Raw genomic sequence first — 16,641 nt, forward strand, 5'->3', positions numbered from 1 at the left:
GTGCGGTGAGGGGTGCTGCCAGCCTGGCCCCCGAGGCTGGGAGGCGCCGGCCGGTGGCGCGTGTCCGGCGGTGGTCAGGCGCGGGCTGCGGCGATGGCGTCGGCCGCGAGCCGCGTCGAGCTGTCGCGGTCGCGGAGCCAGAGCGGGACCGAGTGGACGCGCAGACCGGTGCCGTCGAGGGCGCCGACGGCCGCCGCGTCCTCCTCGCCGACCAGCCAGGCGTCGAGCAGGCCGCCGGTGGAGCGCGCGCCGTAGTGCCGGCCCACCGCCTCCGCCGAGGTCTCGACCCCGATGGCGGGCAGGCAGTGGTCGGCCATCCCGCGCACCACCGCGCCGCCGATGATCGGCGAGACGCCGACGACCGGGGCCGACGTGGTCCGCACGGCCTCCGCGATGCCGGGCACGCCGAGGATCGTCCCGATCGACACCACCGGATTGGACGGCGCGATCAGGACCGTGTCGGTGTCGGCGATCGCCTCGAGCACACCCGCGGCGGGACGGGCCTCCTCGACGCCCTGCTGCACGAAGCGGCGGGCGGGCACCGAGGCGCGCAGCCGCACCCACCACTCCTCGAAGTGCAGCAGCCGCACGCCCTCGCCGGGCAGGTCGACCTCGACGTGGGTCTCGACGTCGGAGTCGGACATCGGCAGCAGGCGGACGCCGAGCGGCCAGCGCGCGGTGATCCGCTCGGTGGCCTCGGACAGGGTCAGCCCGTCGCGCAGCATCGAGGTGCGGGCGAGGTGGGTGCCGATGTCGAGGTCGCCGAGGGTGAACCACGGCCAGCCGACACCGAAGGCGGTCAGCTCGGCCGAGACGCGCTCGCTCTCGCCGGCCCGGCCCCAGCCGCGCTCGGTGTCGTTGACACCGGCGAGCGCGTAGGTGAGCGAGTCGAGGTCGGGGCAGACCTTCAGGCCGGTCAGCCACATGTCGTCGCCGGTGTTGGCGACGACCGTGATCTCGGAGGGACCGCCGCCGGCCGCCTCGAGGTCGCGGAGGTGCTCGCGGACCGCGGAGGTGAAGCGGGCGCCGCCGACGCCGCCGGCCAGGATCGTGATGCGCATCCGTCGACGCTACCGCGGACCGCGGACACCGCGGATTCCGAAGGACCGGCGCCTTAATGCTGCGGATCCGCGCCGGAAACACCCGGGAAACGTCGGAGGACGACGATGAACCCCTGTCCGGCGCACGGAGCGGAAGCGGTCATTGCCTTCGACCCTCGCGCGGACCACAGTGAGACCACGGCCCCTCGGCCCCGCCTCCCGCGTCTCGCGGGACCTCGGCGGAGCCTCGACCGGGCCGACCGAAGCATGGAGGTACCGATGACCATCGTCCGCGCAGCGATCACCCAGACCACGTGGACCGGCGACAAGGAGTCGATGCTCGACAAGCACGAGCAGTTCGCCCGCGACGCCGCCGCCCAGGGAGCGCAGATCGTCTGCTTCCAGGAGCTGTTCTACGGCCCGTACTTCGGCATCACCGAGGACAAGAAGTACTACCGCTACGCCGAGCCCGCCGACGGTCCGATCGTGCAGCGCTTCGCCGCGCTGGCGAAGGAGCTCGGCACGGTGATGATCCTGCCGATCTACGAGGAGGACATCACCGGCGTCTACTACAACACCGCCGTGGTCGTCGACGCCGACGGCACGATCCTCGGCAAGTACCGCAAGCACCACATCCCGCACCTCGACCGCTTCTGGGAGAAGTTCTACTTCCGCCCCGGCAACCTCGGCTACCCGGTCTTCGACACCGCCGTCGGCAAGGTCGGCGTCTACATCTGCTACGACCGGCACTTCCCCGAGGGCTGGCGCGAGCTGGGCCTGAACGGCGCGCACATGGTGTTCAACCCGAACGCGACCAAGCCGGGCCTCTCGAACCGCCTGTGGGAGGTGGAGGGCCCCTGCGCCGCCGTGGCGAACGGCTACTTCGTGCTCCAGCCCAACCGGGTCGGCCGCGAGGACAACGAATACGGCGAGCTGGCCGTCGACTTCTACGGCACGAGCCAGGTGATCGACCCGCGCGGGAACTTCGTCGGCGAGCGCGGCTCGGGCGACAGCGAGGAGGTCCTGATCCGCGATCTGGACCTCGACATGGTGCAGCAGATGCGCGACGACTGGCAGTTCTACCGCGACCGCCGTCCGGACTCGTACACGAGCATCGCCACGCCCTGACCGCCGACGAACCGACCGCGCGACCGCCGCAGCACCGGAACCACCGAGGAGCATCGATGAAGACCCTCATCACGAACGGCACGGTCGTCAACGCGACCGGCACCGCCACCGCCGACGTCCTGATCGACGGCGAGACCATCGCCGCGGTGCTCGCGCCCGGCTCGACGCTGCTGGGCTTCGACCTCGCGGCGAACGTCGACCGCGTGATCGACGCGGCCGGCAAGTACGTCATCCCCGGCGGGATCGACGCGCACACGCACATGGAGATGCCGTTCGGCGGCACCTTCGCCTCGGACACCTTCGAGACCGGCACCCGGGCCGCGGCCTGGGGCGGGACGACCTCGATCGTGGACTTCGTGGTGCAGTACCCGGGCGAGAGCGTGGTCGACCGCTACCAGGCCTGGCAGGAGAAGGCGGCCGGGAACTGCGCGATCGACTACGGCTTCCACCAGATCCTCTCCGACGTGCAGGACTCGTCCCTGGTGGCGATGGACGAGCTGATGGCCGAGGGGGTGACCAGCTTCAAGCTGTTCATGGCCTACAAGGGCGTGTTCCTCTCCGACGACGGGCAGATCCTCCGGGCGTTCCAGAAGGGCGCGTCGAACGGCGCGATGATGATGATGCACGCCGAGAACGGCGCGATCATCGACGAGCTGGTGAAGCAGTCGCTCGCGGCCGGCAACACCTCGCCCTACTTCCACGGCACCTCGCGGCCGTGGCAGGCGGAGGAGGAGGCGACGCACCGGGCGATCATGATCGCGGACCTCACCGGCGCGCCGCTCTACGTGGTGCACGTGTCGGCGAAGCAGGCGGTGGAGCAGATCGCGCAGGCCCGCGACCGCGGGATGAACGTGTTCGGCGAGACGTGCCCGCAGTACCTCTACCTCTCGCTCGAGGAGCAGCTGGGCGCGCCCGGGTTCGAGGGCGCGAAGTGGGTGTGCTCGACGCCGCTGCGCTCGAAGGCGGAGGGGCACCAGCACCACATGTGGCAGTCGCTGCGCACCAACGACATCCAGATGGTCTCCACCGACCACTGCCCCTTCTGCATGAAGGGCCAGAAGGACATGGGCGTCGGCGACTTCTCGAAGATCCCGAACGGCATCGGCTCGGTCGAGCACCGGATGGACCTGATGTACCAGGGCGTCGTGTCCGGGCAGATCTCACTGCCGCGCTGGGTGGAGCTGACCTCGACCACTCCGGCGCGGATGTTCGGGATGTACGGGAAGAAGGGCGTGATCCAGCCCGGCGCCGACGGCGACGTGGTCGTCTACGACCCGAACGGGCACACCTCGATCGGCATCGGCGAGGGCCGCAGCCACCACATGAACATGGACTACTCCGCCTGGGAGGGCTTCGAGATCGACGGCCACGTCGACACGGTGATCTCCCGCGGCAAGGTCGTCGTCGACTCCGGCGACTACATCGGCACCAAGGGCGACGGCAAATACATCAAGCGAGGTCTCTCGCAGTATCTGATCTGACCTGAAGTCCTCTTTTTCCCACCGCAACGAAGGAAGCCCCATGGACTTCGGAGTCGTCCTCCAGACCAACCCGCCCGCCTCGCGCACCGTCGCGCTCGCCGTCCTCGCCGAGACCTACGGCTTCGACTACGCGTGGACGTTCGACTCGCACCTGCTCTGGCAGGAGCCGTACGTCATCTACTCGCAGATCCTCGAGAAGACCCACCGGATCACCGTCGGCCCGATGGTGACCAACCCGGCGACCCGCGACTGGACCGTCATCGCCTCGCTGCACGCGACCCTCAACGAGATGTACGGCAACCGCACCGTCTGCGGCATCGGCCGCGGCGACTCCGCCGTCCGCGTCACCGGCGGCGCTCCGACCACGCTGAAGACCCTGCGGGAGTCGATCCACGTCATCCGCGAGCTCGCGAACAGCCGCTCGGTCGAGTACAACGGCTCGACCCTGCAGTTCCCGTGGAGCCGCGGCTCCTCGCTGGAGATGTGGGTCGCCGCCTACGGACCGCTCGCGCTCAAGCTGGCGGGGGAGACGGGCGACGGGTTCATCCTGCAGCTCGCCGACCTCGACATCGCACGCTGGATGATCCAGACGGTCAAGGACGCGGCGGCGAACGTCGGCCGCGACCCGGAGTCGCTGCAGTTCTGCGTCGCGGCACCGATGTACATCGGGACCGACCGCGCGCACATGTACGACCAGTGCCGCTGGTTCGGCGGGATGGTCGGCAACCACGTCGCCGACATCGTCGGCCGCTACGGCACGAGCGGCGCCGTCCCGCAGGCACTGACCGACTACATCGCCGGGCGCGAGGGCTACGACTACAACGAGCACGGGCGGGCCGGCAACTCGCACACCGCGTTCGTGCCCGACGAGATCGTCGAGCGCTTCTGCGTCCTCGGCACGGCCGACGAGCACATCGCGAAGCTGACGGCGCTCGCCGAGATCGGCGTCACGCAGTTCGCCGGCTACCTCCAGCACGACAACAAGGAGGAGACGCTGCGCGTGTACGGCGAGCGCGTCATCCCGGCCCTCGGCCCGCACATCGTGGCCAAGGCATGAGGTCGCCGGCCGCGACGCGCGGGGTCCTGCTCGGCGCGGCCGGGCTGCTCCTGCTCGCGGTGCTCTGGGAGGTCTACAAGGCCCTCGGGCCGGAGACGGGCGTCGTCGTCGGCGGGGTCACCGTGCTCCCGCGCACCAGCGCCATCGCGATGCCGCACCTGTGGGAGATCGCCGGGCGGCTCGTCGAGCCGGTGACCGGCGCTCGCAACGCCCCGGTGCTCTGGCTCGCGGTGCTGCAGGCCAGCGCCTTCTCGCTGGGCGTCGCGGCCGTGGGCTGGGTCGTCGGCGTGGTGGTCGGGCTGCTGCTCGCGGTGCTGATGCAGCGCTTCCGCACGGCCGAGTCCGCGGTGCTGCCGTGGATCGTGCTGAGCCAGACGGTGCCGCTGATCGCGATCGCACCGCTGGTGCGCCGCTGGGGCTCGCAGCTCGAGCTCGGCGCCTTCACCTGGGAGAACTGGATGTCGGTGGCGCTGATCGCCTCCTACCTCGCCTTCTTCCCGGTTTCGATCGGGGCGCTGCGCGGGCTGAACGCGCCGTCTGCGCACCAGGTCGAGCTGATGCGCGTCTACGGCGTGGGCTGGTGGAAGACGCTGCTGCGGCTGCGCCTCCCCGCGAGCGTGCCGTTCCTCCTGCCGGCGCTGCGGCTCGGTGCCGTCAGCGCCGTGATCGGCACCGTCGTCGCGGAGGTCTCGATCGGCCTGCGCGGCGGCATCGGCCGGATGATCATCGAGTTCGCCTCCTCCGCCGGGGGAGACCCCGCCAAGCCCTGGGCGCCGATCCTGGGCGCGGTACTGGTGGGCCTCGCGGCCGCCGGCGTCGTCGCGCTGATCGGCACCGCCCTCCGTCCGTTCCGCAGAGGGGAGCAGCCCGCATGAGCGCTGCCGAACCGGCCGTCGTCGTCGACTCCGTCACGAAGACGTTCACCACGAAGAAGAGCACGAGCGTCACCGCGCTCGACACCGTCTCGCTCGAGATCGCCGCGGGGGAGTTCGTGTCGCTGATCGGACCCTCCGGCTGCGGCAAGTCGACGCTGCTGCGCCTGATCGCCGACCTGGACGAGCCGACCTCCGGCTCGATCTCGGTGTTCGGCAAGACGGCGCGGCGGGCCCGGCTCGACCAGGAGTACGGAATCGCCTTCCAGCAGGCGGGGCTGCTGCCGTGGCGGAGCATCCGGGCGAACATCGCGCTGCCGCTCGAGCTGCACGGCGTGGGCACCGCCGCCCGCCGGTCGCGGGTCGAGGAGCTGCTGGCGCTCGTGGGGCTCGGCGACTTCGCCGACTCCTACCCCGACCAGCTCTCCGGCGGGATGCAGCAGCGGGTCGCCATCGCGCGCGCCCTCGCCGAGAGCCCCCGGCTGCTGCTGATGGACGAGCCCTTCGGCGCCCTCGACGAGATGACCCGCGAGCGGATGCAGACCGAGCTGCTGCGCATCCGGAGCGAGACGGGAGCCGCCGTGGTCTTCGTGACACACTCGATCCCGGAGGCGGTGTTCCTCTCCGACCGCGTCGTCGTGATGTCGCCGCGCCCCGGGCGGATCCGCGACGTGCTGCGGATCGCGCTGCCCGACTCCTCCGAGCGCGAGGCGGGGGTGCGCGAGGACGCGGCGTTCTTCGCCGACGTCGGGGCCGTGCGCGAGCTGCTGCACGGCGACGCCGCCGCGGTGCCGCGCGGGGTGGAGAACCGGTGAGCAGCCCCGCGCTCGCCCGGGCGGTCGTCGCGCCGCTCGTGCTCGGTGTCGCGGCGCTGCTGCTCTGGCAGGTCGGCGTCACGGCGCTCGACGTGCAGCCGTTCGTGCTGCCCTCGCCGCTCGCGATCGGGGCGGAGTTCGCGCAGAACGCGGGCTCGGTCCTGGCGGGGAGCCGGGTGACCGGCGGCAACGCGCTGATCGGGCTCGTCGCCGGGGCGGTGCTCGCGGTGCTCGTCGCCGGGGTGTCGGCGCTGGTGCGGGTCTTCGACGGGCTGACGGCGGCGATCGTCGCCGCCGCGGCCGTCGTGCCGATCGTGGCGCTCGCCCCCGTGCTCTACACGATGTTCGGCGCCAACGTCGAGACGGCCCGGCAGCTCGTGGCGGCGCTCGCGGTCTTCGTGCCGGTGTACGTCAACACGCTGCGAGGGCTCCGCCAGGCGGCGCCCGTGCACCGCGATCTGATGCGCGCCTACGCCGCGTCGCCGTGGCAGACGGCGCGGACGATCACGCTGCCCGGGGCGGTGCCGTTCTTCTTCACGGGGCTGCGGATCGCCTCCTCGCTCGCCGTGATCTCGGCGCTGGTCGCCGAGTACTTCGGCGGGCCGATCGGCGGGCTCGGCAAGTCGATCACCTCGGCCGCGTCGGGCAGCGACTACGCGCTGGCCTACGCCTACGTGCTCGGGGCCGTGCTCGTCGGCCTCGTCTTCTACTGCGTCACCGCGGGCCTCGAGGCGCTCGCACTGCGGCGCAGCCACGCGCGCTGAGACGCGCCCCTCCGCTCCCGCCGGCTCGCGCCGGACGGGCACTTCGGCACCACCCGAACGCACCACCCGCACCACTGCACTCGCACCACCGCACTCGCTCCATCCGCTCCACCGCTCCATCCGCACCACGGCACTGACGGCCCGTCCGGGCCGCATCCCGCACCGCACCGCACCAGGAGGAACAGTGAACAGACGCACGCGCATCGCGATGACGACCACGGCGGGGCTCGCCGCCGTCGGCCTCGCGCTCACCGGCTGCAGCGCATCCAGTGACACCGGCTCGGGAGCCTCGGGGGGCTCCGGGGATCTCACCCCCGTCACCCTGCAGCTCCAGTGGGTCGCCCAGGCCCAGTTCGCCGGCTACTACGCCGCCGTCGACCAGGGCTACTACGAGGACGAGGGCCTCGACGTGACCATCGCCGAGGGCGGCGGCGACATCGTCCCGCAGGACGTCCTCGCCTCCGGAGACGCCGACTACGCGATCTCCTGGGTCCCGAAGGTCCTCGGCTCGATCGAGAACGGCGCGAACATCACCGATGTCGCGCAGATCTTCGAGCGCAGCGCCACCACGCAGATCTCGTTCAAGGACAAGGGCATCACCTCGCCCGCCGACCTCGCGGGCAAGCAGGTCGGCAGCTGGGGCTACGGCAACGAGTGGGAGCTCTTCGCCGGCATGCAGAAGGACGGCGTCGCGCTCAGCGACATCTCGCTCGTGCAGCAGCTCTTCGACATGAACGGCTTCCTCGCCGGCGACATCGACGCCGCGCAGGCGATGACCTACAACGAGTACGCGCAGGTCCTCGAGACGGTGAACCCCGACACGGGCGAGCTGTACACGCCGGACGACCTCAACGTGATCAGCTGGAACGACGTCGGCACCGCGATGCTGCAGGACGCGATCTGGGCCGACGCGGACAAGCTCTCGAGCGACGACGCCTACGCCGAGCAGACCGTCGCCTTCATCAAGGCGTCGATCAAGGGCTGGATCTACGCGAAGGACAACCCGCAGGAGGCGGCGGACATCGTGACCGCGGCCGGCTCCACGCTCGGCACGAGCCACCAGCTCTGGATGACCAACGAGGTCAACAAGCTGATCTGGCCCTCGACCGACGGCGTCGGCATGATCGACGAGGCCGCCTGGGACCAGACGGTCGACATCGCCAAGACGACGGAGAACGAGACCGGCGCGACCATCATCAGCGAGGACCCGCCGGAGACCGCCTACTCGAACGAGTACGTCGAGAAGGCGCTCGCCGAGCTCGCGGACGAGGGCGTCGACACCAGCGGCGCCGACTACGAGCCGATCGAGGTGACCCTGCAGGAGGGCGGCGCCTGACGCGTCCCCTTCCACTGACCACCCTCTCCACTCCGCAGAAGTTGCGGTAGTCGATCCCGGCTACCGCAACTTCTGCGTACTCGCCCGCAACTTTTGAGGAGTGGGGGTGCGGGGTGTCGGCGGGATCCGGGTGACCTCCGCCCGGGCGTGGCGCGGGGGACTAGGCTCGATCCTCGTGACTACTTTCAAGAAGACGCCGTTCACCGTGAACGTGCGCGACATCGTGAACCGCCCGGGGGAGATGCGCGAGCACCGTCTCGACCTCGAGGCGCCCGAGGCCTTCGGCGAGGGCATCGTCGCCGTCCGCCAGGGCGCGCCGCTCGATCTCGACGTCCGGATCGAGTCGGTGCACGAGGGCATCCTGGCCAGCGTCCAGGTGTCCGCGGAGGCCGTCGGCGAGTGCAGCCGCTGCCTCACCGACATCTCCCTGCCTGTCGATGTCGAGTTCCAGGAACTTTTCGCGTACTCTTCTGACGAAGCTTTCGACTATGAGGTTCACGACGACCACGTGGATCTTGAACCTCTGGTCAGGGATGCGGTGGTGCTGTCGCTGCCGTTCCAGCCGGTCTGCCGGCCGGATTGTCCGGGCCTCGACCCTGTCACGGGGGAGCGGCTGGCCGAGTCCTCCGTGTCCGAGCCCGAGGCTCCGCGCGACTCCAGGTGGGCCGCGCTCGCCGGGTTGGGCGAGTCGGGGACCGGTGGGGCCGCAGCGCCCGGAGCTTCCGCAGACAGTGGTGCCGGCGCCGAGCCGCGCACCGAAGACGACCGAACCTGATCAGCCCCGCCTGATCCGACCGAGCTAGAGAAGAGAGAATCATGGCTGTTCCCAAGAGGAAGAAGTCCCGCGCGAACACCCACGCTCGTCGTTCGCAGTGGAAGGCGGAGGTCCCGCCCCTGGTGAAGACCGTCGAGAACGGCAAGACCGTCTACAGCCTCCCGCACCGCGCCAAGGTCGTCGAGGACTCCGCGGGCACCGCGCTGTTCCTCGAGTACAAGGGCCGCAAGGTCGCGAACGTCTGATCCAGTCCCTTCGGCTCCGCGTCGCCCCGCGACACGAGCCGTGCGGTCCATGGTGAACCAGACTTCCGCAACACCCTCCAGCGACGACCGGTCGCGTCTGGAGGCCACGCTCGGCGTGAGCCTCGACGGTGAGCTCTTCGAGCTCGCCCTGACGCACCGGTCGTTCGCTTTCGAGCACGGCGGCCTCCCGCACAACGAGCGTCTCGAGTTCCTCGGCGACTCGATCCTCGGGCAGGCCGTGACGGTCATGCTCTACACCGAGTACCCCGCGCTGAGCGAGGGCGACCTGGCCAAGCGCCGGGCGAGCCTCGTCTCGACGGTCGCGCTGGCCGAGATCGCCCGCGGCATCGGCCTGGGCGAGCACCTCCGCCTCGGCCGCGGCGAGGAGATGACCGGCGGCCGCGACAAATCGTCGATCCTCGCGGACACCGTCGAGGCGATCATCGGCGCGGTCTACCTCGGCACCGGCCCGGACGCGGCGCGCGATCTCGTGCTGCGGCTGATCGCCCCGCTGACCGCGGATCCGCTGCGCTTCGGCGTCTCGATGGACCCGAAGACGAGCCTGCAGGAGGCGGCGGCCGAGCGCGGTGCGCCCGCGCCCCGCTACGAGATCGCGGCGACCGGACCGGACCACAGCAAGGTCTTCGTCGCCACCGTCATCGTCGGCGGGCTCGTCACCGCCCGCGGCGAGGGGACGAGCAAGAAGGCGGCCGAGATGGCCGCCGCTCTCGACGCCTGGACGCGCCTCTCGGCGACGGCTCCCGGCGAGCCGGTCGCTCCCGCCGCTCCGATCGAGGGCTGACCGTGCCCGAGCTGCCCGAGGTCGAGGTGGTGCGGGCCGGGCTGGCTCCCGCCGTCACCGGCTCGCTGGTGACGAGCGTCGAGATCGTCGACGAGCGCTCGCTCAAGCGCCACGTGCACCCGCTCGGTTCGTTCGAGGGGCTGCTCGTCGGGCGGCGGCTGCGCGGTGCGGTGCGGCGCGGGAAGTTCCTCTGGCTGCCGGCCGGTCGTGGCGAGGCGCTGCTCGTGCACCTCGGAATGAGCGGGCAGGTGCTGCTGCGGACGGCCGACGCGGCGCTCGCGAAGCTGACGAGGATCCGGATCGGCATCGAGCATCCGGAGCACGGCGAGCTCGCGCTGCACTTCGTGGACCAGCGGATCTTCGGTTCGATGGCGATCGACTCGCTGGCTCCCACCGCGGACGGCGCGCCGGGCGGCTACGCGGGCGACGACGCGGTCGACGGCGACTGGCTGCGGGCCGTGCCCTCGCAGGTCGCGCACATCGCCCGCGATCCGCTCGACCCGTTCTTCGACCTCTCGGCCGTCCTCGCCGTGCTGGCCCGCCGGAACAGCGGCATCAAGCGCTCCCTGCTCGACCAGACGCTGGTCAGCGGCATCGGCAACATCTACGCGGACGAGTCGCTCTGGGCGGCCGAGCTGCACCCCGAGACGCCCAGCTCGTCGCTGACCGAGGCGCGGATCCGCCGCCTGTTCGCCGAGGTCCGCTCGGTGCTCGAGCGCGCCCTGGCCGAGGGCGGCACCAGCTTCGACGCCCAGTACGTCAACGTGAACGGCGCCTCCGGCTACTTCTCGCACAGCCTCAACGCCTACGGCCGGACCGGCAAGCCCTGCCCGCGCTGCGGCGAGCCGATCGTCCGCGTGCCGTTCATGAACCGCTCGTCGCACCTCTGCCCGCACTGCCAGCGCGCACCGCGCTGAGCGGCGCGGAGACCAAGAATCCAGAACCTACGTCGTCGCTCGCCTTCAGCGGGCAGCGGTGACGACCGCCTCGAGTCGCGGCCCAACCGACTCGGCCATCATGCTGATCTCTCGTTGAGCGATGCCGTTGGCCCGGGCGGACTCCTGCCAGGGCGCCAGCGACTCGGCGATGCGGACCATCCGCTCACGGCCTTCCCTCGCCGAGAGGCTGAATCCCTCGGCGAGCGCGATCAGCGCCTCCGCCTCGTCAGGCGGTGCATCGGCTCCCATGACCGAGGTGGAACGAGCACGCCACGGATCAGGGTTCGGATTCACGTCGAACGCCGGGCTCAGCCGCCACGCACCGCGCTCAGCGAGGAAGCCGTGATTCCGCAGGTGGTCGTCGGTGTTTCCGAGTGCCACGCTCGCGACGATGCGGTCGAAGAGCTCGTGATGGTCTGCGCGCGGCGAGAAGGAGAGATCGCGGATGGCGTCGGAGAGGTCGGCGTAGTCTCGGTGGTCGCCGTCGACGGCGCTGAGAGCGGTCATCGCGCTGATGTAGCCGATCCGCCGGCCGTCCTCTGTGCGGTCGAACCGGCGCAGGATCAGCACGCTGCGTTCCCCTACGCGGCTGAGTCTCCGTTGGGGCGTTCGAAGACCCGCGCGATCCAGGAGGTCCAGGGCGGTCGATTCCCAGGCCATGACGTCCCATTCGTCGCTTCCATGGGGGAACTTCGCGATCGCCAGCGAGCCGTCCTCGAGGCGCACCGACGCCTTCGGTCGCGCCCCGCCCAGACCGGTCGTCCCCGTGTCGAGAAGCTGCTTGACCGCGCGGCTGGGGTCCTCGTCCCCGGAGACGTCGTCCGCGGCACGCAGGAGCGTCGGCAGGGACAGCAACGGGGGGACCGTCGAGGGCTCCCCGCTGAACGCTGCGCTGCCGGGAAGGCGGTAGCGGAGTGCGCCCTGCCGGGTGTCGTCACTCACGCCGAGAAGGAAGTCGACGTCGTCGAGGCGGCGGGGTGCGCGGTTCTCCTCGCGCGCGCGGATCCGCTCGGCCTTCTCGACGAGGTTCCGTCCCCAGCGGTCGGGGGCGCTGTCGGAGAAGGCACGGACGAGGCCGGTCTGATGTTGCGAGCCGCTCACGAGTGGCAGCACGGGGTCGATGCTCGTACCTCCGCTTGCGAGGTAGTCGGCGTCGTAGAGGAAGGTCGTGGAGACCTCGCCTCGCGTGCGGGTGAAGTGCGCTCGACCGACAGGCCGGGAGCGGCCGTTCTCGTCGACCAGAACGTCCACGGTGGTCATCGGGCGCGTTTCTTCGTCAGACGGCCGGCGCGCAGTCGGCCGATGTCGCTGGCGAGGGGGTCGGTAGCGGCGATGGTCTGATCGAGCACTCCGAGGGCTCGGAGGACCTGAGCGACGCTTCCGAAGCGCACACCGGGGTCACCCGCCTCGATCTTGTGCACTGTCGCGCGAGTGATGCCGGCGCGCTCCGCGACCTGCTGAGCGGTCAGGCCCAGCACCATGCGCCAGCCGCGTACGTTCTCACCGAGCTCTGCGAGCTGCGAGTCGATTCGGTAGCCGGGCATCCTGTTCCTCCAACGCTATGGTCGGAATCCTACGCACAACGCCGTGGTGTGCAAAGGAACGTGTGCATAACTGGGAGAAGGAAGGCAGGACCCGGCGAGGTCAGGCCGCGGCCTTTTCCTCCGCGGGGGTCGCGTGCTTGACGTGGGCGATGAGGTGGCCGAGGAGCGAGGCGATCAGGGTGATCGCGGCGGCGATGGCGAGGCCGAGCCAGAGGCCGACGTTCAGGGCCAGGGCGCCGACTCCGGCGCCGGCGGCGATCAGGACGACGGCGGTGGCGCGGCGGAACCAGGGCTGGCCCTTGCCGCCGCCGAGGCGGGAGTCGGCGGCGAGGCCGGTGATGGTCGAGGTGACGACGACGGTGGTGACGTCCTTGACCGCGATGTGGCGGGCGGTCGCGGCCTGGAGGCCCATCGCGAGGCCCAGGACGCCGGTGACGGTCAGGGCGAGGGGCTCGGGGTGCTCGGGGACGACGCCGAGCACGACGGCGAGCACTGTCATCAGCAGGCCGACGACGGTGAAGAGCCAGGAGGAGCGGGTGGTCCAGCCGGCCTTCACCGGGCGCAGGACGCGGCCGCCGATCGCGGCGCCGAGCATGAAGCCGGCGAGGGCGATGATCGGGCCGACGATGGGGAGGTCGTCGGCGCCGGCGAGCGCCATGCCGAGGATGACCACGTTGCCGGTCATGTTGCCGGTGAAGACCCGGTCGAGGCCGAGGTAGCCGACGGCGTCGATGATGCCGGTCGAGAAGGTCAGGGCGAGCATGAGGCCGAGGTGGACGTTGTCGGTGCGCGTGCGCAGGCGTCGGAACACAGGGGTCCTGTCGTCGGAGGGGTGGGCGGGTGCCGCGAGATGCCACTTGTGAGCGCCTCCGTCGGCGTGTCGCGTGCACAAGTGGCATCTCGCGGGAGGGAGCGAGGGTGGTGCGGGGCCGATACTGCCATGGATGCGGCGGGCGGCCGGGACACGAGGGCGCAACACGGCGCCGCTACTGTCGGACGGAGTGCGGGGCGGGCCCGCGCGGAGAGGCGGCCATCGTGCAGGACGTGCAGAGGCGGGACGCGCAGGGGCGGCCTGCGCAGGAGCAGCCGGCGGTGTGGGCGGTGCAGCCCGGGGAGGGACTTCCGGAGGGGGTCGAGTACCTGCCGGCCGGTCCGGGATCGGTGCTGTGGGGGCGGCTGCCCTGCGCGAGCGACCGGGCGGTGCTCACCGTGGACTCCGGTGCGGAGGTCGTCATCGACACGCTGAGCCACGAGGGGGTCCTCGAGGATCAGGGACGCGATCCGGTCGCGTTCTTCGGGGCGCACGGTGTGGCTCCCGAGGGGGTGCTTCGCGACGCGATCGAGCTCGCCGCGGCCGGGCCCTTCCGCGACACCGCCGTCGACGGGCCGCACGTGGTGACCGGGCCGATCGCGGTGCGCGGCGCGCAGCCGGGCGATCTGCTCCGGATGACGCTGCTCGAGGCCGAGCCGCGGGTCCCGTACGGCGTGATCTCGAACCGGCACGGGCGCGGCGCGCTGCCGGGGGAGTATCCGCTGGCCGCGGGGTCGTTCAGCGCCTTCGCTCGGGTGGAGGAGGGCGCCGACGGCATCCGGCGGGGCGTGCTGCCGCTGACCCCGGGCGGTGAGCGCTCGGCGCGGTTCGAACTGCACCCGTTCCTCGGGATCATGGGCGTCGCGGTGGCGGGCGACGAGCGGCCGCACTCCGTGCCCCCGGGCGCGCACGGCGGCAACATCGACATCTCGCTGCTCACGGCGGGCACGAGCGTGTACCTGCCGGTGCAGGTGCCGGAGGCGCTCGCCTACGTCGGGGACCCGCACTTCGCGCAGGGCGACGGCGAGGTCGCGCTGACCGCGATGGAGGCGAGCCTGCGGGTGCGGGTGCGCTTCGAGGTGATCCCGCGGGCGGAGGCGCTCGCCGCGTTCGGCGAGATCGCCGGGCCGCTCGGCGAGACGGCCGAGTTCCTGGTGCCGACCGGGATGGACGAGGACCTCGACGTCGCCGTGCAGAACTGCGTGCGGGCGGCGATCGCGCTGCTCCAGGCCCGCTACGGGATGGACGCGAGTCTCGCCTACGCGTACCTCAGTGCCGCGACGGACTTCAACATCTCGCAGGTCGTCGACCTGGTGAAGGGCGTGCACGCCCGCGTGCGGACGGCGGACTTCGATGACTGAGCAGCACGGCCCTGATCCGCGGGTCACGACGCTGGAGGGGGAGCTGCCCGACGGGCTCGTCGACGCGGTGCTCGTCTACGAGGCCGCGCTGGCCGCCGACGACGTGCCGGCGCTCGCCGACGCCTTCGTCCGCGAGACGACGACGCTGCGCGGCGACGGCTCCGGGCTGCTCGTGGGGCACGAGGCGATCACGGGGTTCCGCGGGCGGCGGGGCGGGACGCCGCCGAGGGCTCTCGCGGAGCTGCACGTGCGGGCCCTCGGGGAGGACGACGCGCTGGTCGTGACGGTGAACCTGCCGGCCCGCGGGGGGCGCGGGCTGGTGACGCAGCTGTGGACGCGGGACTCCGGAACCTGGCGGGTGCGCGCCGCGCAGGTGCAGGCGCCCGCGCCGGCGCTCGACGTGCGGGTGTGGCGGGCGGTCGGGGCGCCGCTCGTGCCCGCCTCCGCGTCGGGGCCGCTCGACGGGCTGGACGTGGCCGTGAAGGACCTGTTCGCGGTCGAGGGGCAGCGGATCGGTGCGGGGATCCCCGCGCGGCTGGCGGAGGCCGAGGTCGAGCGATCCACCGCTCCTGCCGTCGCGATGCTGCTGGGCGCGGGGGCGTCGGTGCGCGGGATCGCGCAGACCGACGAGTTCGCGTACAGCATCGCGGGGCGGAACTCCGGCTACGGGACGCCGCCGAACGCGGCGGTCCCGGGGGCGATCCCGGGCGGCTCCTCGAGCGGACCCGCGACCGCGGTCTCGCTCGGGCAGGCGGCGGTCGGGCTCGCCACGGACACGGCGGGGTCGATCCGCGTGCCCGCGTCGTACCAGGGGCTCTGGGGGCTGCGGACGACGCACGGCGCGGTACCGGTCGAGGGGCTGCTGCCGCTCGCGCCGAGCTTCGACACGGTGGGGTGGCTGACGCGGGATCTCGAGACGTTGCGGAAGGTCGCCGCGGTCGCGCTGACCGGGCCTGCGGAGTCGCCGGTGAGTGGCTTCGTCGTGGCCGAGGCGCTGCTCGAGAGGGTCGACGCTCCGGTCGCGGCCGCGTTCTCGGCGGTGGTCGACGGGCTCGAGGTGGAGCGGATCGAGCTGCCGCCGGTGGCGGAGATGTTCGAGGCGTTCCGGACAGTGCAGGCGGCGGAGGCGTGGGCGTCGGACGGTGCCTGGGTCACCGCGCATCCGGGCGTGCTCGCACCGGACGTGCAGGCGCGGTTCGACGCCGCGGCGCGGATCGATGCGGACACCGAGGCGGCGGCGCGGGAGCGGGTCGCGGGGTTCCGCGAGCAGCTCGACGCGGCGCTCGGCGGGCGGGTGCTGCTGCTGCCGTCGGCGTCGTCGGTCGCGCCGGCGCTCGACGCGTCGGCCGAGGTGATCGATGCGGCGCGGACCGCGACTCTCGGGCTGACCTGCGTCGCGGGGATCGGCGGGTATCCGGCGCTGTCGGTGCCGCGGCTGAGCGTCGACGGCAAGCCGGTGGGGCTGTGCCTGGTCGGGGCGCGCGGGGCGGATCTGGCGCTGCTGGAGCTGGCGGCGGAGGTGCTGGGGTAGGCGGGTCTCGATACGCCCGCGATGCGGGCTACTCGACCAGCATGAAGAGGGGCCGCTCTGGTGAAGCATGTACTGCCTGGCTCGGGAGGGGTGGGTCTCGATACGCCCCTGCGGGGCTACTCGACCAGCATGAAGGGCAGC

The 16,641-nt window shown here is 71.6% G+C and carries 17 protein-coding genes and 1 pseudogene; 13 read left to right on the forward strand and 5 right to left on the reverse strand.

All coding sequences use genetic code 11. The features are described from left to right. Nucleotides 1-74: 74 nt before the first annotated feature. Nucleotides 75-1,061, reverse strand: a complete 987-nt coding sequence (cofD, locus tag EDF43_RS16945; protein WP_132437794.1) for a 2-phospho-L-lactate transferase — start codon at nt 1,059-1,061, stop codon at nt 75-77. 258 nt (nt 1,062-1,319) lie between these two features. Between cofD and EDF43_RS16950 the strand changes: the two genes are divergently transcribed. From EDF43_RS16950 to mutM, 11 genes are all read left to right on the forward strand, one after another. Further along, nucleotides 1,320-2,168, forward strand: coding sequence for a nitrilase-related carbon-nitrogen hydrolase (locus tag EDF43_RS16950; protein WP_123735492.1), 849 nt, complete (start codon nt 1,320-1,322; stop codon nt 2,166-2,168). A gap of 56 nt (nt 2,169-2,224) precedes the next feature. Then, nucleotides 2,225-3,649, forward strand: coding sequence for a dihydropyrimidinase (gene hydA, locus EDF43_RS16955; RefSeq protein WP_132437795.1), 1,425 nt, complete (start codon nt 2,225-2,227; stop codon nt 3,647-3,649). A gap of 40 nt (nt 3,650-3,689) precedes the next feature. Beyond that, a complete protein-coding gene (locus tag EDF43_RS16960) occupies nt 3,690-4,706 on the forward strand; it encodes a TIGR03842 family LLM class F420-dependent oxidoreductase (protein ID WP_123735494.1) in 1,017 nt (338 codons plus the stop codon). Then, nucleotides 4,703-5,581: an ABC transporter permease subunit gene (locus tag EDF43_RS16965; RefSeq protein ID WP_132437796.1), complete on the forward strand. Its 879-nt coding sequence runs from the start codon at nt 4,703-4,705 to the stop codon at nt 5,579-5,581. Before EDF43_RS16960 ends, EDF43_RS16965 begins: the two co-directional genes overlap by 4 nt. Beyond that, a complete protein-coding gene (locus EDF43_RS16970) occupies nt 5,578-6,393 on the forward strand; it encodes an ABC transporter ATP-binding protein (protein WP_132437797.1) in 816 nt (271 codons plus the stop codon). Before EDF43_RS16965 ends, EDF43_RS16970 begins: the two co-directional genes overlap by 4 nt. After that, nucleotides 6,390-7,157, forward strand: a complete 768-nt coding sequence (locus EDF43_RS16975; protein ID WP_123735497.1) for an ABC transporter permease subunit — start codon at nt 6,390-6,392, stop codon at nt 7,155-7,157. The genes EDF43_RS16970 and EDF43_RS16975 overlap by 4 nt, the downstream gene beginning before the upstream one ends. A 184-nt stretch (nt 7,158-7,341) precedes the next feature. After that, the gene (locus EDF43_RS16980; RefSeq protein ID WP_243646353.1) at nt 7,342-8,493 is read left to right on the forward strand and encodes an ABC transporter substrate-binding protein; all 1,152 of its coding nucleotides are present in this window, start codon (nt 7,342-7,344) and stop codon (nt 8,491-8,493) included. Nucleotides 8,494-8,734: 241 nt separating this feature from the next. Then, on the forward strand, nt 8,735-9,268 hold the full coding sequence (locus EDF43_RS16985) for a YceD family protein (protein ID WP_123446003.1): 534 nt from the start codon (nt 8,735-8,737) through the stop codon (nt 9,266-9,268). Nucleotides 9,269-9,309: 41 nt separating this feature from the next. Then, nucleotides 9,310-9,513, forward strand: coding sequence for a 50S ribosomal protein L32 (gene rpmF, locus EDF43_RS16990; RefSeq protein WP_123445680.1), 204 nt, complete (start codon nt 9,310-9,312; stop codon nt 9,511-9,513). Between the two features lie 49 nt (nt 9,514-9,562). Continuing rightward, nucleotides 9,563-10,315, forward strand: a complete 753-nt coding sequence (gene rnc, locus EDF43_RS16995; RefSeq protein ID WP_132437798.1) for a ribonuclease III — start codon at nt 9,563-9,565, stop codon at nt 10,313-10,315. Nucleotides 10,316-10,317: 2 nt separating this feature from the next. Beyond that, complete coding sequence (gene mutM / locus EDF43_RS17000; protein WP_132437799.1) at nt 10,318-11,232, forward strand: bifunctional DNA-formamidopyrimidine glycosylase/DNA-(apurinic or apyrimidinic site) lyase; 915 nt, start codon at nt 10,318-10,320, stop codon at nt 11,230-11,232. Between the two features lie 45 nt (nt 11,233-11,277). Here mutM and EDF43_RS17005 read toward each other — a convergent pair whose 3' ends face one another. The 4 genes and pseudogenes from EDF43_RS17005 to EDF43_RS17015 all read right to left on the reverse strand — a co-directional run bounded on the left by EDF43_RS17005 (nt 11,278) and on the right by EDF43_RS17015 (nt 13,608). Continuing rightward, complete coding sequence (locus tag EDF43_RS17005) at nt 11,278-12,108, reverse strand: HipA domain-containing protein (protein WP_243646356.1); 831 nt, start codon at nt 12,106-12,108, stop codon at nt 11,278-11,280. Between the two features lie 147 nt (nt 12,109-12,255). After that, nucleotides 12,256-12,513 (reverse strand): annotated as a pseudogene (locus tag EDF43_RS22420) (HipA N-terminal domain-containing protein); the annotation flags it as partial. Continuing rightward, on the reverse strand, nt 12,510-12,797 hold the full coding sequence (locus tag EDF43_RS17010; protein WP_123735501.1) for a helix-turn-helix transcriptional regulator: 288 nt from the start codon (nt 12,795-12,797) through the stop codon (nt 12,510-12,512). The pseudogene EDF43_RS22420 and the gene EDF43_RS17010, both read right to left, overlap by 4 nt. Before the next feature lie 100 nt (nt 12,798-12,897). Beyond that, nucleotides 12,898-13,608: a YoaK family protein gene (locus EDF43_RS17015; protein WP_347812545.1), complete on the reverse strand. Its 711-nt coding sequence runs from the start codon at nt 13,606-13,608 to the stop codon at nt 12,898-12,900. A 233-nt stretch (nt 13,609-13,841) separates the two neighbouring features. Between EDF43_RS17015 and EDF43_RS17020 the strand changes: the two genes are divergently transcribed. Then, nucleotides 13,842-14,969 (forward strand): acetamidase/formamidase family protein, encoded by a 1,128-nt coding sequence (locus EDF43_RS17020; protein ID WP_207901828.1) that lies wholly within the window; start codon nt 13,842-13,844, stop codon nt 14,967-14,969. Further along, complete coding sequence (locus EDF43_RS17025) at nt 14,962-16,500, forward strand: AtzH-like domain-containing protein (RefSeq protein WP_132437801.1); 1,539 nt, start codon at nt 14,962-14,964, stop codon at nt 16,498-16,500. Before EDF43_RS17020 ends, EDF43_RS17025 begins: the two co-directional genes overlap by 8 nt. The last annotated feature ends 141 nt before the right edge of the window (nt 16,501-16,641 follow it).

It is taken from the genome of Rathayibacter sp. PhB179 (assembly GCF_004345345.1).
Lineage (GTDB): Bacteria > Actinomycetota > Actinomycetes > Actinomycetales > Microbacteriaceae > Rathayibacter > Rathayibacter festucae.